The following is a 21,078-nucleotide window of genomic DNA, read 5'->3' as shown; positions in this document are numbered from 1 at the left end:
ACTCGTCAGCGACCAGTCGCACCTCTGCCATTGTCTCCGGACACCCGCTCGGTGACAAGGTAAGCGGCGGCGCTCGCGGCGGCGGAAAGCAAAGTACCCCAGGCGAGATCGGCCAATGTCAAGGTGCTCGACCATTTGACCAAGGTCGCCTGGTTTGTCAGATCGTAAGTCGCATAGGCCGTAAAGCCGACGACGGCACCTGAACACAGCGTGGGTTTCAACGAACCCGACATCAATCCCGGCCGAACTGCCAGGTACACGAGCCCCGCAGCATAAATGAGATAGAATGCGATTGCAGGCAAAGGCCTGAATTCGTTTGCCAGGATGTCATCCATAACCGGCCGGTAAAGCCGATCGGCCATGGTGCTCAGCCATACGAAATCGACGGCGACCATCACAACCAGAGTGACAAGATAAGCGATAAGGCCGCGTTTCATGTCCATGTTTTTCTCTCGCACCGGGATCAGTTGATACGGGTCCAATCGATGCCCTTGCACAAAAGGCCAGCAACGACACAGCCCTTCGTCGTCATCTTGTCGCCATTGACCGTCACTGTCAGCTTGTAGGTCAGGTCGCGCTGCGGGTCGAAAGCGGAGCCGGAATAGACGCCATCAGCACCCGGTGTGATGGTCATGACCAACTTGTCGCCTTCCTTTTCTTTTGCCGTACCGGGTTTGATCCATGTGTTGATCGCGCAGGTGTCATTGCCGCACGGGCCAATACTCACCTTGGCATTGCCATCACCACGTGCCCATTGACCGTCGATATCGGCGGCGCCTGCATTGGACACCCCAAAAATGGCGACAGCGGCAATGGCCAGAATACATTTCTTGTCCATCTCACGTCACCTTCTGTGCCAACTGCGCAGCATGTTCGATCGTGTAAAGGCCGACATCGATCGTGCCTTCCTCGAAACCGGCCTCGCAATAGCAGAGGTAGTACAGCCACAAGCGGCGGAACCGCTCGTCGAAGCCGAGTGCGGCGATCTGCGGCCAGCTCGCTTCAAAGCGAATTCGCCATTCCGCCAAAGTTCGGGCATAGGATTTTCCGAAATGCTCGGTGGCACTGATGATCATGCCCGCATCCCTGACAGATTCTGCCAGAGCGCTGTCCGACGGCAGGAAACCGCCCGGAAAAACGTATTTCTGGATGAAATCAGTGCCACCGCGATAGGTCCTGAACCGCTCTTCCTCGATGGATATAATCTGCAGAACTGCACGGCCACCGGGTTTGAGGCAGCGTTTCAATGTCTCGAAATAGCTGGGCCAATAGGCTTCGCCGACCGCCTCGAACATTTCGATCGACACGATCCGGTCGAACTGGCCATCCGTGTCGCGATAATCCTGCAGGCGCAGATCGGCAGTTTCCGGCGATCCCGACGCCTCAAGCATGTTCCTTGCCCAGGAAAGCTGCGAGGGCGACAAGGTGATACCCGTCACGCGCGATTGCCGTTCGCTCGCCAGATATTTTGCAAGCGCACCCCAACCGCAACCGATCTCAAGGACGCTTTCCCCGCCGGCAAGCGACAGCTTGTCGGCAATCAGATCGAGCTTCCGAAGCTGCGCATCCTCCAAGGTCTGCGTCATCTCGTCGAAGATGGCGGAGGAATAGAGCATCGATGGATCGAGCCATTGCCTGTAAAATTCATTGCCGAGGTCGTAATGGGCCTCGATGTTTCGGCGGCTGCCGCGCTTGGTATTTGCCCGAAGAATATGCTTCAAACGGTTGAAGAAGCGGATTAGCAGACTGCCTTCGATCGCCGGTGCAAGTGCCTTGCTGTTTTTCGCGGCGAAGCGGATGACCGAGGTCAGATCCGGGCTTGTCCAGTCGCCTTCAATGAAACCTTCGGCAAATCCGATATCGCCGGCACCAACCACACGCCGGAGCATGCGCCACTTGCGGATCACCACCACCGCTTCGGGGCCAGGCTGGGCCCCCTTCTTTTCGACGACCTCGCCGGAGGGAAGTACCAGTTTCACGCAGCCATATCGGATACCCGACAGCAACCGGTCGAGGACATTGCCTGCCCATCCGAGCTGGCCGGATGCCTGGGATAGATCAAGTGGTGGACCGGAAAACTCGTCAGACCAGCTCATGCTACTCCCTTCGGCCTTTGATTTCTCGGACTGCATCAGTGTGCTTGAGACAAGCTACGAGAAATCGCAGCGTTTAGTTTCATGGCCAATGGCAGATTTTCGAGATTTTTTCTGACCCGGATGAAACTGGATCCGTTTCGCGCTCGTAGATGTGCAGAAGGAGCCGACACCCGACGGCTGTGAACGCGAGAGATGCCATGGATATTTTTCTGCTCATCGTGATCGCAATCTGGCTGTCTGCCGCAATGGCCGGAGCCTGGGGCCTTCAGCGCGCGACCGGCCTGAGCGGTTGGATCGATACGATCTGGTCGTTTGCGACCGGTATCGGCGGCATCGTTGCAGCGATTTTCGCCCACGGGGATGCCGATCGACGAGTTGCCCTCGTGATCATCATCGCCGCCTGGGCGCTGAGGCTCGGCAGCCATATCGGCTCTCGCACCCGAGGTGGCGGCGAAGACCCGCGTTATGCAAAGCTGATGGAGGAATGGGGCGACAACGCCGGCTGGCGACTGCTGCTGTTTCTGCAGGTCCAGGCATTGGCGGCCTTCATTCTGGTGATCGCCGTTTACCTGGCGGCCGCAAATCCCGCGACATACCCTCGCGCCGTCGATCTCGTCGCCATGATCGTTGCTGTGGTGGCCCTCGTCTGCGAGGCTCTTTCCGACTGGCAACTCGCTCGGTTCCGCAAGACACCGGATGCAAAGACTGAAGTCTGCGAAACCGGCTTCTGGCGGTATTCGCGTCACCCAAATTATTTCTTCGAATGGCTTTTCTGGTGCTGTTGGCCGCTGTTTGCGATCTCGGCATCGATCTGGAGCTGGCTGTCTTTGTTGGCACCGCTTCTGATGTATTGGTTGCTTGTGCACATCTCCGGCATCCCGCCGCTCGAAGAACACATGCTTCGCTCGCGCGGCAAAAAGTTCCGCGCCCTGCAACGACGCGTCAACATCTTTTTCCCCGGTCCCCGCAAACCTGAATTCCACCTTGAAGGAGAGTTCCAATGAACATGCTGGCCTTCGCCATAAACACTGCCGAGCGTGCGCCGCTTACCGACGGCATGACACTTGCCGGGATCGATTTTCTCTGTGGCCGCACCAAGCGTCGGCTCGCGGGAACAACGGCGGATGCGGAACGACTGTTTGTCGAAACGATGAACAATTTCCCGGTCGCAATCCATACCGAAGAGGCCAACAGCCAGCATTACGAGGTGCCGGCGGAGTTCTTTGCGCGGGCGCTCGGGCCGCAGCGGAAATATTCCTGCTGCCTTTACCCGAGCGATGATACGTCGCTAGAGGAGGCAGAGACCCATGCTTTGGCGGAGACCGTCAAGCATGCAGCGATCGAAGACGGAATGAGCATCCTCGAACTTGGTTGCGGCTGGGGCTCTCTGTCGCTCTATCTTGCCAGGCAATTCCCCAATTCGAAAATCGTTTCAATTTCGAACTCGGCTTCGCAGCGCGCCTACATTCTGGGAACGGCCAGTCGGCGGGGATTGACCAATCTCTCGGTCATCACCGCCGACATGAACGATTTCGCCATCGACCAGCGCTTTGACCGTGTCGTGTCGGTCGAAATGTTCGAGCATATGTCGAACTGGCGCACGCTGCTTGAGCGCGTCCGCAACTGGGTGAAGCCTGACGGGCGGCTTTTCCTGCACGTCTTCACGCACAAGGATCGGTCCTACCGTTTCGACCATGATGACCCGTCCGACTGGATTGCCCATCATTTCTTCACCGGTGGCATCATGCCGGCCCATGATTTGCCGCACCGTTTCGGCGATCTGTTCAAGGTCGAGGAAGACTGGCGCTGGTCGGGTGTGCACTACCGCCGAACAGCACTCGACTGGCTGGCCAATTTCGACCGCGAGATCGATCGCATCCAGCTGATTTTTGCAGAGGTTTACGACAACGAAGCGCTTTGGCTGCGCCGTTGGCGGCTTTTCTTCCTGGCGACAGCCGGCCTGTTCGGTCACGACAGGGGCGATGTCTGGGGCGTCGGCCACTATCTGCTGAAGCCCGTCAATCCATGAGCGATCGGCAGGCTCCGGTCGATCCCCTCACCCAGGCGACCATAACGCTGGCCTGGGTCATTTTCCTGAACAAGCCGTTCTATCCGCTTTATGTCTGGTATCTGGTCGGCAATGGCGTGAACGCATCGCTCGGCACACTTGCCGCTGCACCGTTGTTTCTGGCCATCCCGTTTCTGGCGCCGCGCTCGCCGATCATCGCACGGATAGCGCTCCCTCTCGTCGGAGCACTGGATACCTTGTTTGCAACAAAACTATTCGGACAAGGCTCGGGGACGGAACTGTTTTACGCCGCATGCATCATGCTCGTCGCCCTGTCCTTCAGGCCTGAGGAGAAATGGCTCCAGCGCGGTATGGCAGCGTTCATATTCATCGTCTTCTGGTTTTCGCACAGCTTCGTCTCGCCGCCGCTGCATATCTGGAGCGATGGCGATCTCGCGACCCTCCTGAACGTGAACATCTTCGCAGTCGCCAGCCTGCTGGCCTTTATCGCCATCCGTTATGCAGGCATTTCCGGCCGGACCGAGCCGGAGAAGCCGGCCGATCACTAGCACTCATTCATAAAGTTCCAGAAAGAGGAGAATGACATGCAGGGATTTCGCAGATGGTTTGCCGGCGGCGTTCTAGTTTTGGGTTTGCTCGCGCCGCAGGCCTCCTCGGCCGCCGAGCCAAAGGTCGCCACGATTGAAATGGATCACTATCGGGGCACATGGCTGGAAATCGGCCGGCGTCCGATGTGGCTGACCGATGGCTGCGTCGCCGGCTACTCGACATACCGACGCGGAAAGTCTCCGGATCAGGTCATCGTCGAAGACGGATGCCGCGTCGGAAATCCGGACGGTCGCTTGAAAACAGTGCATGGAACGGGACGGGTGATCGATTTCGGCAGCAGTAACGCCAGAATGCGGGTGCGCTATCCGCTGTTCATCACCTTCAGATACTGGGTTCTCTACAAATCGCCGGACAAGAGCTGGTTCATCAGTGCAGATCCGGCAATGACCAATCTCTGGATCTATTCGAGAACCGTGCCCTCCAAGGCAAGGCTGAAGACAATGATCGAAAAAGCGGGCCGGCTTGGTTATGACGTGCGCAAGCTGGAATTTCCCGAACAATGAAGATCGCCCCGGGTCTGAACTGTGCCCGGGGCGGGTATTCGAGCGTTATCGCGCCGTCACATAGGTGGTACGACACCATTCGTGCCGACCACGACACGACCGCTGGACATCGAACCGTCTGCCGCCTTTTCCGAGGGAACGAATACGGTTGCGCCGCTCTTGATATCGGCCTCGACAGCCGACGCGAAGGTGACGACCGGCGTGCCATCCGAGATGGCGATCTTCTTTTCTCCGCCCTTATAGGTAACGGTCAGCGTATGGCCGTCGACTGACTTGACGGCATTGGCAACCGTCGCATTGGTCATCGAGCTGTTGGGCTTCAGATCCCAGGCATAGCTGCCTTCGCCCGTGCCCTTCATGGCCGCCGGGAAGATCAGCACTTCGAGCGCACCGTTTCCGCCGTCGGCCGTCGGCAGGGATGCGATACCGACGAAATCGCCTTCCTTGATGTCGTTGACCGAAGCCTTTGCAACGCTGGAAACCTTCCAGCCGTCCTTCAGCATGATCTTCGCGTCGGTGCCTTCGCGCGTTTTCACCGAAAGCGTATTGCCATCGAGGCTCTGGACGGTGCCTCTGACGCGGATCTGGTCGGCAGCCCTTGCCGAGAAACCGACTGTCACGGCGATCAATGCGCCGGCGAGTACCGTAAATCCGGTTTTGGAGATGGAGGACATCTTCTCTTCCTTTTTGACACCCTATCGTTTCAAATTGCCGGCGGATGCGGGTTGGAAATTCGCCGGTTTCTGGACAGGCAGAAATGACCGCCCGTATGTGAACTGGGTCAGAGAACTCAAATTCCGGCGTACCATTCGTAGCCGCGGTCTTCCCAGAAACCGCCATTGCCGCCGTAAAGCCCCGAAAGATCGGCGACCGCCTCGATACGCATCAGGTATTTCGCCTGTTTGTAACCGAGCTGCCGCTCGACCCGCAGACGCAACGGAGCGCCATGCGGCACTTCGAGATCGTGTCCGTTCATCGAATGGGCAAGAATGGTCTGTGGGTGAAACGCGTCGACGAGGTCGATGCTTTCGTAATACCAGCCGCTGCCATCAAGCGTCTTTTCGAATTCGTCGGCACAATGGAAAACGATATAACGGGCCTCTGGTTTCAGGCCGACCTTCTCGAGCAGGGCACCGAGCGGCACGCCGGTCCACTGGCCGATGGCGCTCCAGCCTTCGACGCAGTCATGGCGAGTGATCTGGGTACGCGACGGCATCGCTTTCAAGGCTGCAAGCGATAGTTTGGTCGGCCGCTCGACGAGACCTCCGATCTCCAGCTGCCACTGCGAGAACTGCTTGCTCAACAGCTCCTGATATTGGGCGCCATCCGGCATGCTGGTTCCGTTGGCGCGGAAAGTCGGCGAGATATCCGCGACGCTGAACTCCTGCGCCAGGGTGTTGTCGCCGATCAGCAGCCGTTGCGTTTTCATCGTAAGGCCTTCGGCAATCTTCAGCATTGATTGCACTTTCGGGCTTTCGACCAGTGCATCGCAGCCACTGAGGCCGAGCGCCGACGCAGTCAATGTCGAGCCGATCAGGAACCGGCGACGGGTGATGAAGCGGCTCATGGCTTTGCCTCCGTCTGGATAGCGTAGCGGCCGGTGATCATTGAGCGCATATTGTTGAAAACCCCGGAGACCAGAACCATCAGGACATGGACGACGACAAAGGCGGTGAGTGACGTGGCGGCGATGAAATGCAGGGTTCGGGCCGATTGCCGTCCGCCGAAAAGATCAAGCAGCCAGGGCGCAAACGCATCGAAGCCGGGCGACATGGTAAGGCCGGTCACGATCATCAGCGGCAGCAGAACAAAGATGACGAGAAGGTAGGTGAGCTTCTGCAAGGCGTTGTAGTGGCGCGCACCCTCCCCCTTGGGGAACCGCAGCCGGGCATGGTCGGCAATCTCCTGGCCAAGATGCGACGGCGTCAGCTCGTCTCTGGTGGGAAGCAGATCCCGGCGAAAATGCCGACCGATGAAGCTGTAAGCCATGTAGATCAGGCCGTTGATCACAAACAGCCAGGCAAAAAAGAAGTGCCAGCGGCGCCCGGTGGCAAGGTCCTGATAGCTCGGCAATGTCGCCCATGCGGGAAAACCGCGCGCCGCCGGTTCGCCGTCGACATTCGAAACGCCCAGGACCCCGGTCGTATCGAAGGACAGGCTGCCGATGCGGGTGACGCCCTTGATTGCATCGCCATCTTCGGTTGCCCCCAGGGACATGACGGAGGGGTCATCATCGGCACCATACTGGCCCCAATAAAGGCTTGGATGAGCGTTGAATATCTGCAGGCCGCTGAACAGCAGCACCGTCATGCACAGCACGTTCAGCCAGTGCGACAGGCGCACGGTCAGGCTGTGGCGACGGATGAGCGTGCGGGCAGCGGTAGTGGATTTGGCGGGCGCGTCCATGGTTTTCCTCGCGGGAAACTGTCGTCATCGTAAACGGCGGCGCCCCTGCAACAGTTTCAGGCTGGAGGGGCGCCTGGCGATTATTTCATCGCGTCGCAGCTCTTCATCATGTCGGACTTCTTCATGCTGTCCTTTTCCATGCCGGCCTTATGCATGCAGTCGGCCTTGGTGCCGCCCATTTTCATGCTGTCGGATTTCATGGAGCCCGTTTTCGCACTGTCCATCTTCATCGTGTCGGTTTTCTTCATTGCATCGTTGCTGGTCTGCGCGTTGGCCGCGCCGGCAGCGAGTGACAGGCCGAAAAGAGCGGCACAGCAGGTGGTGATGAAAAGACGTGTGGTCATGATGTTTCTCCCAGTTGATGTGTTCGACGCATGTCGCGCCGATGGTGCACAGGAAGCTCATTCGGTTTGTTGTTTGCGCGGTTACAGTGATCACGGCGATGTGATGAAAAACATCGACCGTGGGTTTTCTCGCTTTTCTTTCGGCGGACGTGTAACGGTTTTCCGGCCACGCCGTATGAGGCTGAAAAGACATGAAGCAGTTTACCGAGCCAGAGCTGAAAACGCTGATGCTCTCGTCCCTTGATGGAGACGAGGTCGCATACCGCCGCCTGCTCGAGATGCTGCGGCATCTGCTGGTCGGCTATTATGCGAGGCGTCTCGGCCGTACGGCCGAGGCCGACGTGGACGATCTTGTGCAGGAGACACTTCTGGCGCTGCACCAGCGCCGGATCACCTATGATCGCGAGCGGCCGTTTACGGCGTGGTTCTTCACCATTGCCCGGCACAAGCTGGTGGATCATCACCGGCGCCATGGCGGGCGCTCGCATCTCGGGCTGGAAACGATCGAGGATATGGCCGACGCTTACGACGAGGACGCCGTGTCCGCCAACATGGATGTGGAGCGGCTCCTGAAATCCCTGCCCGCATGGCAGGGCGATATGATCCGCGATGTCAGGCTTGAGGGTCGCTCTGTTGCGGAAACTGCCGCCAGCAGCGGACGCAGCGAGGCGATGGTGAAGATAAGCGTCTTCCGGGGCATAAAGACAATGGCCGCGAGAATAAGAGGCGAACGTGGCGAAGACAGATGATTTGATCGACAGGCTGGCAAGTGGGGTGAAACCGGTGGGGCCTCGCGCACTCGCGCGGTTGCTCGCCTTTGCGCTGCCGCCCGGCATCGTCGTTTCGGCAGCTTTGATCCTGCTTGGCCATGGCCCGAGACCCGATCTGGCCGTCGCCATCCATACACCGGCCTTCTGGGTGAAGTCGATTTACCCCCTCGCTCTCAGCATCATTGGGGTAATCGCGCTCATGGTCGTCGCCCGGCCGGGGGGCACACCCAGAAAAGCCGGCATTGCGACCTTGCTCGTCTATCTCATGCTCGTGGCATTCGGCCTTTGGCAGTTGCGCCTTGCCCAGCCGGATGACTATCCGGCGCTGATCTTTGGTCGGTCGTCATGGTTCTGCCCCTTGATCATCGTCACCGCGGCCACGCCGGCATTCGCCGCGATCGTGTTTTTCCTCCGCCGCTCTGCGCCGACCAATATTCCTCTGGCAGGTTTTGTTGCCGGCATGGCAGCAGGCGCGATCGGCGCATGGACCTATTCCTGGGGCTGTATTGAAACCGGTCTGACCTTTGTTTCCCTCTGGTACACGCTCGGGATCCTGTTGTGCGGGCTGATCGGGGTTCTTCTGTCGCGGCCCTTGCTCCGCTGGTAAAAGTCGGAGAGGTTTTCTTTCTCGGATTCGGAGATCGATGTGTTTAGACGGCAGCTGGAGCTTTCCCTCCGTTGCGCCAAAATCGAGGAGGGACGATGAATGGTTGTTATCAAGGCCGTTAACACCGAACCCGCGTTTATCGTGGGGCTTGTGGACGTTTGTCAGGAAATGCAGGACCACTATCAGGTGCCCTGTCCCGCGCCCGAGGACATTCTTGAGGGTCTGAGGAACCGTCCCGAGGCTGCGGAAATCCTTGTCGCGATCGACGGTTCGACCGTCATTGGCCTTGCCGCATACAGCGCCATCTATCCCGGTCCCTATCTTCAGCCCGGCATCTTCCTGAAGGAGCTTTACGTGCGTCGAAGCCATCGAGGCAAAGGCGCCGGTCGCGCTTTGATGACACATCTTGCAGAGATGGCGCTGCAGCGCGGACTGTCCCGGATCGATTGGACCGCGGACGCCGAAGACACGCGCCTTTTGCAATTCTATGACAGCCTCGGCGGGCAGCAAAAGCCGGATAAGCTTTTCTACCGGCTTGATGCCGACGGGCTCAGGCGGCTGACATCCTAATCCCGCACTGCCCTGGCTTCGGCCTGGATCCATTGCTTGAACAGAAGCATCGACTGGCTTGTGGGGATGTTGCGAGGTCGGGTGAACCAGTAACCGTAATCGCTCCGGTACCCCTGCCCTCCCGGATTGACGAGGCGGCCTGCTGCGAGATCCTCGACGATCAGACCATGCGGGATCAGCGCCATGCCTTGCCCTGCCAACGCCGCGCGGATGACCATCGTATAATAACCGAAACGCATCGTATGGCGTGCCTCAAGCCCCGCCTTTCCGTTGAACTGGGCAAAATTCGGCCAGTGGAACGGGGTCTGGGGATGTTCCAGCATCATCCCCCTCGAAGCGGCCTCGATCGAGATCGGTTCCCCGAGCTTTTCCCAATAGGAGGGCGCGCTGACAAGGCGAATGTCATGACCGAAGAGATATTCCCCCTCCTCATCATCCACCGGCGCCACCACAAAACGCACCATTCCGTCAGGCACTTCGGTCTGTGTCTTCGACACGAATGTGGTGAATTGCACCTCGATCTCGTTATGTGCCTCCATGAATTGCACGAAACGCGGCAAGAGCCATCGATCGCCGAAAATCGGCGGCACCTGCAGGCGCAGGACACGAGGACCGGGCTTGAGGCGGGCAACTTTCAAAGCCGCGTCTTCCATTGCCTTGATCGCCGTGCGCGCATGCTCGATGTAGATCGCGCCGAGTTCGGTCGGAACCATGCCGTTCGGGGTGCGCGCGAAGGCGGGCCCACCGATCAGATCCTCGAGCCCGATCAGCTGTTTGCTGACAGCGCTCTGTGACAGCGCCACGGGTTCGGCCGCAGCACTGGTCGACCCTCTTTCGGCAACGGCAAGCAGGACCTGCAGCGCCGTCATCGATGGAAATTGCTTACGACCGGACACCTTGGCCTCACATCAGTTCAGTCGCATACAGAGTAAGCCCCGTAGGGTGTACTGGCTAGTCGTTTTCTTCATAGCTCAAGGAATTAACTTCGCTTGCCTGAATTACGACCACATGTGAATTTTGCCTAAATTTCTGACAAAAGGGGAAAATTAATGTCGGAGCCTACCCAGCTCTGGGGTGGACGTTTCAAGTCTGGCCCTTCCGAAGCACTCGCCAACCTGTCCCGCGCGCATCCGTCCTACTTCCGCCTCTTTCGCGAGGACTTGGCCGGCTCACGTGCGCACGCCTCCGAATTGAAGCGCGCCGGCGTGCTCGACGAAACGGAATTTTCAGCGATCAGGGCCGAGCTCGACCAGATCGAGATCGACATCGCCGATAAGCGCGAGCAGCCGATCTCCTCGGACGAGGATATTCACACCTTCATCGAACGGTTGCTGATGCAGCGCCTTGGCGCGCTCGGCGGAAAGCTGCGCGCCGGTCGTTCGCGTAACGACCAGACCGCCAACAATACCCGTCTCTATCTCCGTCGCATGGCCCGCGAACTGTCGCGTGGCATCATCGACGTCGAGAAGGCGCTCGTGTCACAGGCCGCAAAGCACACCGAAACGGTGATGCCGGGCTTCACCCACCTTCAGCCGGCGCAGCCGATCGTGCTCGGCCATCATCTGATGGCGCACGCCCAGAGTCTTCTCCGCGATCTTGAGCGTTTCGAGGATTTCGACCGCCGCTTCGACCGTTCGCCGTTGGGTGCAGCGGCTCTGGCGGGCTCGGGCATCGTCAATCGCCCCGATCTTGCGGCAATAGAACTCGGTTACTCCGCTGCCTGCGAGAACTCGATCGATGCGGTCGCGGCCCGCGATCACGTCGCCGAATTCCTGTTCATCTGCTCGCTGGTCGGCGTCAGCCTTTCACGCCTTGCAGAGGAAATCTGCATCTGGGCCTCCAAGCAGTTCAGCTGGGTCAAGTTGCACGACAGCTACTCGACCGGCTCTTCCATCATGCCGCAGAAGAAGAACCCGGATATTGCCGAGCTGACGCGCGGCATGAGCGGCACCTTTATCGGCAATGTCGCCGGCTTCCTGGCGACGATGAAGGCCATGCCGCTTGCCTATAACCGCGATCTGGCGGAAGACAAGCGCGTCCTGTTCGAGAGCATCGACGTCATGGAACTGATCCTGCCGGCCTTTGCCGGAATGGTGGAAACGCTGGAATTCGACATGGCCCGGCTGCGCGACGAGGCACCCAAGGGCTTCACCCTTGCAACCGAAGTTGCCGACTGGCTGGTGTCGGAAGGCGTTCCCTTCGCCCAGGCACACGAAATCACCGGCGCAGTGGTGCGTTATTGCGAAGAGCGCGGACATGACCTGGCGGGTCTGACCGAAGCCGACCTTCCCAGTATCGATGCCCGGCTGAAGCCCGGCGTGCTTGCCGCCATCACGCTCGAAGGTGCGCTCGCAAGCCGTACCGGTTATGGGTCCACGTCGCCGGCAAGCGTGCGTGACCAGATCGAACGTTTCAATGCGGCACTGGAAGCCCGAGCAACTTTTGCCGCCGCCGAACTGCTGCCGGCCGGCGTCTCGTCCGAGCCGCAACAGACGCGAGGCGCGCGATGAGCACAGCGGACGCGACGCACACCACCACGAGCGATCAGAAATACGAGATCGCGCATCTGACACTGGTGCCGAAGCGGCATATCGGTCGCCTGATCGCCGCCGCGATCGTGCTGCTCGTTCTCGCCGCCATCGTACGCGCCTTCAGCGTCGGCCAGATCGAGTGGAGCTATGTCAGCACATTCCTGTTTGCGCCGGCCATTCTCGACGGGCTGAAGAGCACGTTGATCATGACCGTCGCCGCCATGGCGCTCGGCATCGTTCTCGGCGTCGTCATCGCCATCATGCGCGTTTCGGGCAATCCGGTCCTGTCTTCGATCGCAGTCGGTTATGTCTGGATCTTCCGCGGCGCGCCGGCTTTGCTGCAGTTGATGATCTGGTTCAATCTGGCGCTGATCTTCCCGACCATGGGCATTCCGGGCCTGTTCGAGTTCCGCACCGTCGATATCATGACGCCCTTCGTCGCAGCCATGCTGGGGCTCGGCATCTCCCAGGGCGCATACACGTCGGAAGTCGTTCGAAGCGGTCTTCTGTCCGTCGATAGCGGCCAATACGAGGCGGCGCGGGCGATCGGCATGCCGCAATTGCAGATGTTGCGGCGTATCGTGCTGCCGCAGGCGATGCGCGTCATGGTTCCGCCGATCGGCAACGAGGTGATCGGCATGGTCAAGCTGACCTCGCTTGCTAGCGTCATCCAGTATTCGGAAATCCTGCATAACGCCCAGATCATCTATTTCGCCAATACCCGCGTGCTCGAACTGCTTCTGGTTGCCTGCTTCTGGTACCTCGTCGTCGTCACTGTCCTGTCGATCGGCCAGTACTATATCGAGCGATATTATGGCCGTGGCAGCAAGTCCGTAACGGCGTCGATGTGAGGGCATGAGATGACCAAGGATATCGTTGTAAAGGCTGTCGACGTCACCAAGCTCTACGGTCCCTTCAAGGCCCTCGACCAGGTCAGCCTGGAGATCGCCAAGGGCGAAGTATGCTGCATCATCGGCCCGTCGGGTTCGGGAAAGAGCACCTTCCTGCGCTGCATCAACCAGCTCGAAAAGATGAACTCCGGTGCGATCTGGGTGAATGACGAGCTGGTCGGATATCGCCGTGAGGGCAATAATCTTTACGAGATCAGCGACGCCGAAATGTCGCGGCAGCGTCGCAGCGTCGGCATGGTATTCCAGCGCTTCAACCTCTTCCCGCACAAGACGGCGCTGGAAAACGTCATGGAAGGCCCGGTACAGGTTCTCAAGGAGCCGGTGGCTCTGGTGCGCAAGCGCGCCGAAGACCTGCTGACCCGTGTCGGCCTGGCCGACAAGATCAGCCACTACCCCTCGCAGCTTTCCGGCGGCCAGCAGCAACGCGTGGCGATCGCCCGTGCGATGTGCATGCGACCGGAACTGATCCTGTTCGATGAGCCGACTTCGGCGCTCGACCCCGAGCTCGTTTCGGAAGTTCTCGACGTCATGAAGGATCTTGCCGCAAGCGGCATGACGATGATCGTGGTGACGCATGAACTGGGCTTTGCCCGCAACGTCGCCAATACAGTCGCCTTCATGGAGGCGGGAAAAATGGTCGAGGTCGGCCCGGCATCCGAAGTCCTGACCTCGCCGAAAAGCCCGCGCACAGCGGAATTCATCAAGGCTGTACACAGCTGAGACCATCGGGCCGGCAAGAATGCCGGCCTGCAAATCAAAAAACAAACATCAACCAAACCCAGTTCAACAAGGGGAACTTACATGAAGACTGCATTTATTGCCCTCGCGGCAGTTCTGGCATCAACGGCTGTCCATGCCGAAGGCCTGCCGGACCGGATCAAGACTGCCGGCAAGGTCGTTGTCGCCAACCAGCCGAACTACCCGCCGATGGAATACAAGGATCCGGCCACCAATACGCTGATGGGCGTCGATATCGACCTTGGCCTCGCGCTTGCCAAGCAGCTCGGCACGACTGTCGAATGGGCCGATATCGGCTTCGAGCAGATGGTTTCCTCGCTGGAAACCGGCCGCGTCGATCTGGTCCATAGCGGCATGAGCGACCTGCCGAAGCGCCGCGACACACTCGACTTCGTCGACTATATGAAGTCCGGTGCCCAGTTCTACACGACGGCTGCCCGCAAGGAAGAGTTCAAGACCCCGGCCGATTTCTGCGGCAAGACCATCGGCATGAGCCGCCGCACGTCCTTCCCGGATGAAACGGCGAAGTGGAGCGCTGCCAATTGCGAGGCCAAGGGGCTTGCTGCCATCAAGGTCGTCGGGACCGAAGGTTCGGCTGACGCACGCGCACAGCTGAAGCAGGGCCGTCTCGACGGCGCCGTACAGGGTTCGGAAACGCTGCCTTACCTGACCAACCTGGAAAAGGACACCTATGCCATCGTCGGCGAGCCCTTCACGGCCGTTTTCCAGGGCATCGCCTTCTCCAAGAAGGAGCCGGCATTGCGTGACGCCTATGCTGCGGCCCTCAAGGCCCTGATGGCATCCGGCGAATACAAGGCGATCTACGCCAAGCATGGCCTAGAAGGCACGATGCTCGACGGCATCTACATCAACGGCGAAGCCGTAAAGTAATATCCCGATCAAGACACCCGGCCGCGAGACTTCGCGGCCGGGCACTCTTCCCGCATCCCGTCCTGGCTGCGGAGATTTCGTCGAGCACATCCAGAGCATCACATGAACCGTTCTCTCGCCGACACGCCGGTCGACAAGCTGGCCCGCTTCGTTTCCTCTCTCGACTATGACGCCTTGCCCGCGAATGTCGTTGCCAAGGCCAAGACCCACATTTCCGACACGCTCGGTGCCGCGGTTGCCGGCGCCCGGTCGAACGAATTCGCGATTTCGGTAAAATCGCTTCGCCCGGATGGTCCGGTGCGTCTCTGGGGGACCGGGCTTGCCGGTTCCACGCGCGATGCCGCCCTTCTCAACGGCTGTGCGGCACATGCTTTCGAGCTGGACGATTCCGGCGGCTGCGACCATTCCGGCGCGGTCGTTTTGCCCGCCCTCTTTTCCGCCCTGCATGAAACCGGTCAACCGGTGGATGGCAAGCGCATGATCACCGCTGTCGTTGCCGGTTACGATGTCGGACGCCGTATTCTCGAAGCGACCGGCGGTTATGATGCGCATAACAGCCTCGGCTGGCATTCGACAGGCACATGCGGCAGCATGGCTGCTGCTGCAGCCTGCGCCAGCCTGCTTCGCCTTGACGCCTCGGCGACACGCGACGCAATCACGCTTGCCACCAGCTTTTCCTCCGGCCTCTGGGCGTTTATCCATGACGGTTCCCAGGCGAAGAAACTTCACGCAGGCCGTGCGGCTGAAGGAGGGCTTCTGGCGGCCCTTCTCGCCGCCAACGGCTTTGCCGGCCCGTCGCGCGTTTTCGACGATGTCTGGGGCGGCTTTTTCAAGTCCTATAATAAATCGGCCTGCCAGCCTGAGCTGCTCGCCGAAGGCCTGGGCGAGGTCTGGAAAGTCAACCGCGCCGTTCTCAAGCCTTACGCATCCTGCCGTGGCGCGCATTCGGCGGTCGATGCGCTCGAGGACGTATTGGCCGAAACTGGTCGGGCGGCGACCGACATCGAAACGATCGACCTTCGAATGAGTGCCATGCTGAAGGACATGTGCGGCGCCAAGGTGGGCGGCGCCATGGCGCCGACGCAGATGAGCCTGCCCTATGCGCTGGCAGCACGCTGCGTTTTCGGAACTGCCGGACTTCAAGCCTATACCGAAGAGCATCGCCACCATGCCGACGTCCACGCGTTGATGGACAAAATGAGGGTCGCGGTCGATAACACGATGGACCCCATGGCCGAACCGGTCGTGACGCTGAGGTTCAGGGACGGAACAGAAGTCGATCGCATGGTGCCACGTGCCACCGGCTCCGCCGAGCGACCGATGCAGCCGACAGCCGTGGAAGCCAAGTTCCGTGAACTGGCCGGCATGAGCCTGACGCCGGAGCGCACCGACGCCCTTTGGCAGACGCTCGGCAATCTCGAACAGATCGCCGACTGCACCGAGATCGAAGCGCTGATGGCGGGCAACGCCGACAGCATTCCCACGTTCAGATGAAAGCCGCAGACATGACCTTCGACCTTTCTCCCCGCCCGTTGAACCCCGCTCCGAAGACACCGAAGATGGTGTGGCCGAACGGCGCGAAAAGCGCGCTGTTCATCGGTTTCGATGTCGATGCCGAAACCGCCTGGATCGGTAACAATCCGTCGAATGTCGACCGGATGGTGACCACCTCGCACGGCGGTTATGATGCGCGTGTCGGCATCGCCAAGATCCTCGAACTGATGGATGAACTGGGCCTCAAGGGCACATTCTTTACGCCGGGCTGGACGGCCCTCGCCCATCCTGCCCAGTGCGAGGCGATGGTTGCCGCCGGCCACGAAATCGGCCACCACGGTTATATTCACTCGCTGCCGGACCGCACCAGGCTCGATGAAACCTTCGAGGAGATCGACCGCGGTTTCGAAGCGTTGCAGTCGGCTCTTGGTGTCCGCCCTGTCGGTTATCGCGCGCCATCCGGCGAAAACTTCCCCGAATTGCTGGCTTATCTGAAAAAGTCCGGAATCCGTTATTCGAGCTCCTTCCGCGACGACATTCTGCCCTATCGCCATGCAGGCTCCGAAGGATCGACCGGACTGGTCGAAATTCCCGTCAACTTTGCCTTCGACGACTGGAATTTCGGCATGTCCAGCCGCACCAGCGGCCGCCCGCTCTTTGGCAGGGAAGCAGTGCTTCCGCTCTGGATCGACGAATTCGAAGCAACCCATGCCTGGGGCGGCGTGACGACCATGGTCCTGCATCCGCAAGTCTCCGGCCGGCCGATGCGCTGGCACATTCTGCGCGATTTCCTCAAGCACGTGCTCGACAAGGGCGATGTGTGGATTGCGACGGGATCTCAGATCACCGATCATTACGAGACGCTCGAAGCGGCCTCGAAACAGTAAACCGGATAACGACAGCGAAGGATCTCACCATGGCTCTCGATGAAGAAACGCTCAAGCGCCTGCGCGAACGGTATGGCGAAGGCCATGGCGGGACTATTCACGACCCGGAATTCCGCGCCGTCGCCGACCGCATCTTTTCCGTCGGCGGCACGCGTGCAGCCCCTTATAGCGGCGTCCCCACACTTCTCGATGCAACATTTCGGCCGATCGATGCTGCCGAACCCGATTTCAGCGACCTCGATGTCGCGCTGATTGGCGTACCGATGGACCTTGGTGTCACCAATCGTCCCGGTTCGCGCTTCGGACCACGTGCCGTGCGCTCGATCGAACGCGTCGGCCCGTATAATCACGTACTGAAGACGGCTCCCCTGTTCGAGATCAACGTTGCCGATATCGGTGATGTGCCGTTCCGCAGCCGCTATCGCCTGGAAATGAGCCATGAGGATATCGAAGCCTATCTGCGCAAAGTCGTGGATGCGGATGTCATCCCGCTTTCGGTCGGCGGAGACCATTCGATCACCCATCCGATTCTCAAGGCCGTCGGCCGCGACCGACCGGTCGGCATGATCCATATCGACGCACATTGCGATACCGGCGGCGCCTATGACCTGACGAAGTTCCATCATGGCGGCCCGTTCCGCAACGCAGTTCTTGATGGCGTTCTCGATCCTACCCGCGTGATCCAGATCGGCATTCGCGGCGCTGCGGAATATCTCTGGGAGTTCTCGTATGAGAGCGGCATGACTGTCATCCATGCCGAGGAGATCGGAAAGATGGGCATAGATGCCGTCATCGCCAAGGCCCGCGAAGTGGTCGGCGACGGTCCGACCTACCTTTCTTTCGACATAGACAGCCTCGATCCCGCCTTTGCGCCCGGAACCGGCACGCCGGAGATCGGCGGCCTGACGAGCCGCCAGGCGCTCGACATCCTGCATGGTCTCAAGGGGCTGAATTTTGTGGGCGGCGACGTCGTGGAAGTGGCGCCTCAATATGACTCGACCACCAATACCGCACATGCCGGCGCACAGATGCTGTTCGAGATCCTGAGCCTGATCCGCTTCAGCCCGGCCCTGACCGCAAAAGGGTAATCAGACCGGGCCATAGCATCGTCGGCGGATTTGCGCTGCCGACATTCGCCCTCCACCAGCAATACCAGATCCCGGATCACACAGTCATTGTGGTCTGGGACCTGCGTGCAAACATGCTCATCCATGTCTCAAGATTGCGATAGCTCAAGAGCCTGAGGAATGAGCAGGCCTATCCTGTGCCCGCCTGCAAGCCGATGCATTTCATCACCGGACGTTTCGAGGAGGCACATGGAAAACCAAGCGCCTGCGAAAATTGCCGGGGAGACGATCACGGTCGAGATTGCCGTTTCTGGCGTCGTGCAGGGCGTCGGTTTCAGGCCATTCGTCTATCGGATCGCCCATCGCCTCGGCGTGCGAGGCAGCGTCCTCAACGATAGCCGGGGTGTGGTGATCGTCGCACAGGCATCTCCGCTGCAACTGCAGGATTTTTCCCAGGCCCTTCGGCAGGAGCATCCGCCACTGGCCAGGATCGCTTCTCTGGACATTCGGCCTCATCCGCAGCCCGAGACGTTTGAAACCTTCGAGATAATCGCCAGCAACGCAAACGCTGCTGCCACGACATGGGTCGCTGCCGACAGTTTTGTCTGTGACGACTGCCTGCGCGAGATGAACGATCCGTCCGACCGGCGTTTTTCCTACCCCTTCATCAACTGCACCAATTGCGGTCCGCGTTACTCGATCATCGAAGAACTGCCTTATGACCGCGCCCATACGACCATGCGCGCTTTCATCATGTGTGCCGAATGTCAGGCGGAATATGAGAACCCCGGCAACCGCCGTTTCCACGCCCAGCCCAACGCCTGTCCGGCCTGCGGTCCGCGCCTTCAACTCGTCGACAAGAAGGGAACCGACGTCCCGACGGACGATATCCCCGCCTTCGTCAGATCTGCACTTCTTGATCGCAAGATTGTTGCGATCAAGAGTATCGGCGGATTTCACCTTGCCGTCTCGCCCTTCGACGAACATGCAGTCATGCAATTACGATCGAAGAAAAGACGGGACGCCAAGCCCTTCGCCTTGATGGCTCCGACGATCGAGATGATAAAACACTACGCGGCGGTCTCATCCAAGGAGGCCGCCATTCTCGCGTCACCGGCACGGCCGATCGTACTTCTCTCCCGCTCCGCCGACTGCGCTGTATCGACAGCGGTTGCGCCGAAAAGCCCATTGCTGGGTTTCATGCTGCCTTCCGCCCCGCTTCACCACCTGCTGCTGAGCGACGACGAGCTTCCTGCTCTTCTGATGACCAGCGGCAATCTTTCGGGCCATCCCATCTGCCGGACCAATCAGGAGGCGCTGCACGAGTTATCCCATATCGCCGACTATATCCTGCTCCACGATCGGGACATTCACACGCGCGTCGACGACACGGTAATACGCCTATCGAATGTGGGACATGGTGAGAGACCCCATTTCACCTTTCTGCGCCGGTCGCGAGGCTTTGCTCCTCACCCAATCCATTTGCCGGAGGCTATGGGCAAGTCCGTGCTTGCTTTCGGTGCCGAGTTGAAAACCACGGTCGCCGTCTCGCGCGACGCCGAAGTCTTCATCAGCCAGCATATCGGCGACATCGGCAATGAGGATATGTTCGCGGCACATCAGGCAATCGCGGATCAGCTTACGGCGCTCAACGGGATAACACCGCAAGCGATCGCCTGCGATCTGCATCCGGACTTTCGAGCAACACGCGAGGCTCTTTCACAAACGTCGCTCGACGTACAAATGGTTCAGCACCACCATGCCCATATGGCATCGTGCATGGCCGAAAACGGAGTTAGCGGCCGCACGATCGGCGTGATCTTCGACGGCACCGGTTATGGTACCGATGGCACCATCTGGGGCGGCGAGTTCCTTGTTGGCGATTACGAAAACGTCGTGCGTGCGGCGCATCTGAGGCCATCGCTGCTGCTGGGCGGCGATATGGCCGTGCGCGAGCCGGTGAGGACGGCGATTGCGCTGCTGGTCGACACATTCGGTGCCCTGGACGGTCTCTCGCCACACCTGCCGCCACTCCGTTTCCTCAATCCTGAGCGACGACATGTCTTCGAGACGATGTTTCTACGGCGCATCAACGCCACTCCCCACACCAGCATGGGCAGGCTGTTTGACGGGGTCGCATCACTGGTCGGGCTCTGCCATGCTGCCGAATATGAGGGGCATGGCCCGATCGATCTGGAGGCGCTTCTGGAGCGCGATCACGAGATGCGAACGCCGTTCGATTATGACATTCAGACCAACGGCGAAGGCCGACTGGAGATCGATTTTCGCCCGATCGTCCGCGGTCTCGTCGACGGGATCAAAGCCGACAAGCAAAATGCCGAGCTCAGCCGGCGCTTTCATTCGACCATCATCGAGATCGTCGTCGATATCTGCGGACGCCTGTCGAACCGGTACGGCACGAAACAGATCGTCCTGAGCGGCGGCGTTTTCCTCAACGAGTTCCTGCTCGTCAACAGCATCGCACGGCTGCGGGCGCTCGGTTATGCCGTCCACCACCAGACCGCCGTTCCGCCCAATGACGGCGGCATTTCGCTTGGTCAGATTGCCGTTGCCAATGCAAGGATCGCCCGCCGCAATGCAGTGTTGTCGCAGTGAGCGAATGAG

Annotated in this window: 23 protein-coding genes; 15 read left to right on the top strand and 8 right to left on the bottom strand. The window is 59.7% G+C overall.

Annotation, left to right across the window (positions count from 1 at the left end):
* Positions 1 to 5 precede the first annotated feature (5 nt).
* The 3 genes from AC2GXZ_RS17375 to AC2GXZ_RS17365 are packed head-to-tail and all read right to left on the bottom strand — an operon-like array spanning position 6 to position 2,096.
* Positions 6 to 437, bottom strand: coding sequence for a DUF2177 family protein (locus tag AC2GXZ_RS17375; protein ID WP_483760854.1), 432 nt, complete (start codon positions 435 to 437; stop codon positions 6 to 8).
* A gap of 26 nt (positions 438 to 463) precedes the next feature.
* Positions 464 to 838, bottom strand: coding sequence for a DUF2147 domain-containing protein (locus tag AC2GXZ_RS17370; RefSeq protein ID WP_483760440.1), 375 nt, complete (start codon positions 836 to 838; stop codon positions 464 to 466).
* A 1-nt stretch (position 839) separates the two neighbouring features.
* Positions 840 to 2,096, bottom strand: a complete 1,257-nt coding sequence (locus tag AC2GXZ_RS17365; protein WP_483760439.1) for a class I SAM-dependent methyltransferase — start codon at positions 2,094 to 2,096, stop codon at positions 840 to 842.
* Positions 2,097 to 2,293: 197 nt separating this feature from the next.
* Between AC2GXZ_RS17365 and AC2GXZ_RS17360 the strand changes: the two genes are divergently transcribed.
* Genes AC2GXZ_RS17360 through AC2GXZ_RS17345 form a run of 4 tightly spaced genes read left to right on the top strand, consistent with a single transcriptional unit; the run spans position 2,294 to position 5,237 of the window.
* The gene (locus AC2GXZ_RS17360; protein ID WP_483760438.1) at positions 2,294 to 3,100 is read left to right on the top strand and encodes a DUF1295 domain-containing protein; all 807 of its coding nucleotides are present in this window, start codon (positions 2,294 to 2,296) and stop codon (positions 3,098 to 3,100) included.
* Complete coding sequence (locus tag AC2GXZ_RS17355; RefSeq protein ID WP_483760437.1) at positions 3,097 to 4,125, top strand: SAM-dependent methyltransferase; 1,029 nt, start codon at positions 3,097 to 3,099, stop codon at positions 4,123 to 4,125. Before AC2GXZ_RS17360 ends, AC2GXZ_RS17355 begins: the two co-directional genes overlap by 4 nt.
* On the top strand, positions 4,122 to 4,673 hold the full coding sequence (locus AC2GXZ_RS17350) for a hypothetical protein (RefSeq protein WP_483760436.1): 552 nt from the start codon (positions 4,122 to 4,124) through the stop codon (positions 4,671 to 4,673). Before AC2GXZ_RS17355 ends, AC2GXZ_RS17350 begins: the two co-directional genes overlap by 4 nt.
* Before the next feature lie 36 nt (positions 4,674 to 4,709).
* Positions 4,710 to 5,237 carry a lipocalin family protein gene (locus tag AC2GXZ_RS17345; protein WP_483760435.1) on the top strand — a complete coding sequence of 176 codons (528 nt, stop codon included), beginning with the start codon at positions 4,710 to 4,712 and terminating at the stop codon, positions 5,235 to 5,237.
* A 56-nt stretch (positions 5,238 to 5,293) separates the two neighbouring features.
* On the opposite strand, the gene AC2GXZ_RS17340 is transcribed toward AC2GXZ_RS17345, so the two are convergent.
* The 4 genes from AC2GXZ_RS17340 to AC2GXZ_RS17325 all read right to left on the bottom strand — a co-directional run bounded on the left by AC2GXZ_RS17340 (position 5,294) and on the right by AC2GXZ_RS17325 (position 7,987).
* Complete coding sequence (locus tag AC2GXZ_RS17340; RefSeq protein ID WP_483760434.1) at positions 5,294 to 5,911, bottom strand: DNA binding protein; 618 nt, start codon at positions 5,909 to 5,911, stop codon at positions 5,294 to 5,296.
* Between the two features lie 116 nt (positions 5,912 to 6,027).
* Positions 6,028 to 6,804: a molybdopterin-binding protein gene (locus AC2GXZ_RS17335; RefSeq protein WP_483760433.1), complete on the bottom strand. Its 777-nt coding sequence runs from the start codon at positions 6,802 to 6,804 to the stop codon at positions 6,028 to 6,030.
* Complete coding sequence (locus AC2GXZ_RS17330; protein WP_483760432.1) at positions 6,801 to 7,643, bottom strand: cytochrome b/b6 domain-containing protein; 843 nt, start codon at positions 7,641 to 7,643, stop codon at positions 6,801 to 6,803. Before AC2GXZ_RS17330 ends, AC2GXZ_RS17335 begins: the two co-directional genes overlap by 4 nt.
* A gap of 80 nt (positions 7,644 to 7,723) precedes the next feature.
* Positions 7,724 to 7,987, bottom strand: a complete 264-nt coding sequence (locus AC2GXZ_RS17325; RefSeq protein WP_483760431.1) for a pentapeptide MXKDX repeat protein — start codon at positions 7,985 to 7,987, stop codon at positions 7,724 to 7,726.
* A 191-nt stretch (positions 7,988 to 8,178) separates the two neighbouring features.
* On the opposite strand from AC2GXZ_RS17325, the gene AC2GXZ_RS17320 reads away from it, so the two are divergent.
* From AC2GXZ_RS17320 to AC2GXZ_RS17310, 3 genes are all read left to right on the top strand, one after another.
* Positions 8,179 to 8,736, top strand: a complete 558-nt coding sequence (locus AC2GXZ_RS17320) for a sigma-70 family RNA polymerase sigma factor (protein ID WP_483760430.1) — start codon at positions 8,179 to 8,181, stop codon at positions 8,734 to 8,736.
* Positions 8,720 to 9,364: an NrsF family protein gene (locus tag AC2GXZ_RS17315; RefSeq protein WP_483760429.1), complete on the top strand. Its 645-nt coding sequence runs from the start codon at positions 8,720 to 8,722 to the stop codon at positions 9,362 to 9,364. The genes AC2GXZ_RS17320 and AC2GXZ_RS17315 overlap by 17 nt, the downstream gene beginning before the upstream one ends.
* A 99-nt stretch (positions 9,365 to 9,463) precedes the next feature.
* Positions 9,464 to 9,934 (top strand): N-acetyltransferase family protein, encoded by a 471-nt coding sequence (locus AC2GXZ_RS17310; RefSeq protein WP_483760428.1) that lies wholly within the window; start codon positions 9,464 to 9,466, stop codon positions 9,932 to 9,934.
* Here the strand turns inward: AC2GXZ_RS17310 and AC2GXZ_RS17305 are convergent.
* Positions 9,931 to 10,803, bottom strand: coding sequence for a LysR family transcriptional regulator (locus AC2GXZ_RS17305; RefSeq protein WP_483760853.1), 873 nt, complete (start codon positions 10,801 to 10,803; stop codon positions 9,931 to 9,933). The genes AC2GXZ_RS17310 and AC2GXZ_RS17305 overlap by 4 nt on opposite strands.
* A 180-nt stretch (positions 10,804 to 10,983) precedes the next feature.
* Between AC2GXZ_RS17305 and argH the strand changes: the two genes are divergently transcribed.
* From argH to hypF, 8 genes are all read left to right on the top strand, one after another.
* Entirely contained in the window at positions 10,984 to 12,444 is a 1,461-nt protein-coding gene (gene argH, locus AC2GXZ_RS17300; RefSeq protein ID WP_483760427.1) for an argininosuccinate lyase, read from the top strand.
* Complete coding sequence (locus AC2GXZ_RS17295; protein ID WP_483760426.1) at positions 12,441 to 13,316, top strand: amino acid ABC transporter permease; 876 nt, start codon at positions 12,441 to 12,443, stop codon at positions 13,314 to 13,316. The genes argH and AC2GXZ_RS17295 overlap by 4 nt, the downstream gene beginning before the upstream one ends.
* Before the next feature lie 9 nt (positions 13,317 to 13,325).
* The gene (locus AC2GXZ_RS17290; RefSeq protein ID WP_483760425.1) at positions 13,326 to 14,096 is read left to right on the top strand and encodes an amino acid ABC transporter ATP-binding protein; all 771 of its coding nucleotides are present in this window, start codon (positions 13,326 to 13,328) and stop codon (positions 14,094 to 14,096) included.
* A gap of 81 nt (positions 14,097 to 14,177) precedes the next feature.
* Positions 14,178 to 15,005, top strand: a complete 828-nt coding sequence (locus AC2GXZ_RS17285; RefSeq protein WP_483760424.1) for an ABC transporter substrate-binding protein — start codon at positions 14,178 to 14,180, stop codon at positions 15,003 to 15,005.
* Between the two features lie 102 nt (positions 15,006 to 15,107).
* Positions 15,108 to 16,499 (top strand): MmgE/PrpD family protein, encoded by a 1,392-nt coding sequence (locus AC2GXZ_RS17280; RefSeq protein WP_483760423.1) that lies wholly within the window; start codon positions 15,108 to 15,110, stop codon positions 16,497 to 16,499.
* An 11-nt stretch (positions 16,500 to 16,510) separates the two neighbouring features.
* Positions 16,511 to 17,386 carry a polysaccharide deacetylase family protein gene (locus AC2GXZ_RS17275; protein ID WP_483760422.1) on the top strand — a complete coding sequence of 292 codons (876 nt, stop codon included), beginning with the start codon at positions 16,511 to 16,513 and terminating at the stop codon, positions 17,384 to 17,386.
* A 29-nt stretch (positions 17,387 to 17,415) separates the two neighbouring features.
* Positions 17,416 to 18,474: an agmatinase gene (speB, locus tag AC2GXZ_RS17270; protein ID WP_483760421.1), complete on the top strand. Its 1,059-nt coding sequence runs from the start codon at positions 17,416 to 17,418 to the stop codon at positions 18,472 to 18,474.
* 228 nt (positions 18,475 to 18,702) lie between these two features.
* Positions 18,703 to 21,069: a carbamoyltransferase HypF gene (gene hypF, locus AC2GXZ_RS17265; RefSeq protein WP_483760420.1), complete on the top strand. Its 2,367-nt coding sequence runs from the start codon at positions 18,703 to 18,705 to the stop codon at positions 21,067 to 21,069.
* The last annotated feature ends 9 nt before the right edge of the window (positions 21,070 to 21,078 follow it).

The sequence above is a fragment of the Aliirhizobium sp. YIM B11859 genome, assembly GCF_057163345.1.
The sequence above is the reverse complement of the archived record's forward strand: the minus strand, read 5'-3'. Positions and strand labels throughout refer to the sequence as shown.

Bases quoted from the DNA above. Each gene is read 5' to 3' on its own strand.
- AC2GXZ_RS17375 (WP_483760854.1), bottom strand. From the start codon at position 437: ATGAAACGCGGCCTTATCGCTTATCTTGTCACTCTGGTTGTGATGGTC.
- AC2GXZ_RS17370 (WP_483760440.1), bottom strand. From the start codon at position 838: ATGGACAAGAAATGTATTCTGGCCATTGCCGCTGTCGCCATTTTTGGG.
- AC2GXZ_RS17365 (WP_483760439.1), bottom strand. From the start codon at position 2,096: ATGAGCTGGTCTGACGAGTTTTCCGGTCCACCACTTGATCTATCCCAG.
- AC2GXZ_RS17360 (WP_483760438.1), top strand. From the start codon at position 2,294: ATGGATATTTTTCTGCTCATCGTGATCGCAATCTGGCTGTCTGCCGCA.
- AC2GXZ_RS17355 (WP_483760437.1), top strand. From the start codon at position 3,097: ATGAACATGCTGGCCTTCGCCATAAACACTGCCGAGCGTGCGCCGCTT.
- AC2GXZ_RS17350 (WP_483760436.1), top strand. From the start codon at position 4,122: ATGAGCGATCGGCAGGCTCCGGTCGATCCCCTCACCCAGGCGACCATA.
- AC2GXZ_RS17345 (WP_483760435.1), top strand. From the start codon at position 4,710: ATGCAGGGATTTCGCAGATGGTTTGCCGGCGGCGTTCTAGTTTTGGGT.
- AC2GXZ_RS17340 (WP_483760434.1), bottom strand. From the start codon at position 5,911: ATGTCCTCCATCTCCAAAACCGGATTTACGGTACTCGCCGGCGCATTG.
- AC2GXZ_RS17335 (WP_483760433.1), bottom strand. From the start codon at position 6,804: ATGAGCCGCTTCATCACCCGTCGCCGGTTCCTGATCGGCTCGACATTG.
- AC2GXZ_RS17330 (WP_483760432.1), bottom strand. From the start codon at position 7,643: ATGGACGCGCCCGCCAAATCCACTACCGCTGCCCGCACGCTCATCCGT.
- AC2GXZ_RS17325 (WP_483760431.1), bottom strand. From the start codon at position 7,987: ATGACCACACGTCTTTTCATCACCACCTGCTGTGCCGCTCTTTTCGGC.
- AC2GXZ_RS17320 (WP_483760430.1), top strand. From the start codon at position 8,179: ATGAAGCAGTTTACCGAGCCAGAGCTGAAAACGCTGATGCTCTCGTCC.
- AC2GXZ_RS17310 (WP_483760428.1), top strand. From the start codon at position 9,464: ATGGTTGTTATCAAGGCCGTTAACACCGAACCCGCGTTTATCGTGGGG.
- AC2GXZ_RS17305 (WP_483760853.1), bottom strand. From the start codon at position 10,803: ATGACGGCGCTGCAGGTCCTGCTTGCCGTTGCCGAAAGAGGGTCGACC.
- argH (WP_483760427.1), top strand. From the start codon at position 10,984: ATGTCGGAGCCTACCCAGCTCTGGGGTGGACGTTTCAAGTCTGGCCCT.
- AC2GXZ_RS17295 (WP_483760426.1), top strand. From the start codon at position 12,441: ATGAGCACAGCGGACGCGACGCACACCACCACGAGCGATCAGAAATAC.
- AC2GXZ_RS17290 (WP_483760425.1), top strand. From the start codon at position 13,326: ATGACCAAGGATATCGTTGTAAAGGCTGTCGACGTCACCAAGCTCTAC.
- AC2GXZ_RS17285 (WP_483760424.1), top strand. From the start codon at position 14,178: ATGAAGACTGCATTTATTGCCCTCGCGGCAGTTCTGGCATCAACGGCT.
- AC2GXZ_RS17280 (WP_483760423.1), top strand. From the start codon at position 15,108: ATGAACCGTTCTCTCGCCGACACGCCGGTCGACAAGCTGGCCCGCTTC.
- AC2GXZ_RS17275 (WP_483760422.1), top strand. From the start codon at position 16,511: ATGACCTTCGACCTTTCTCCCCGCCCGTTGAACCCCGCTCCGAAGACA.
- speB (WP_483760421.1), top strand. From the start codon at position 17,416: ATGGCTCTCGATGAAGAAACGCTCAAGCGCCTGCGCGAACGGTATGGC.
- hypF (WP_483760420.1), top strand. From the start codon at position 18,703: ATGGAAAACCAAGCGCCTGCGAAAATTGCCGGGGAGACGATCACGGTC.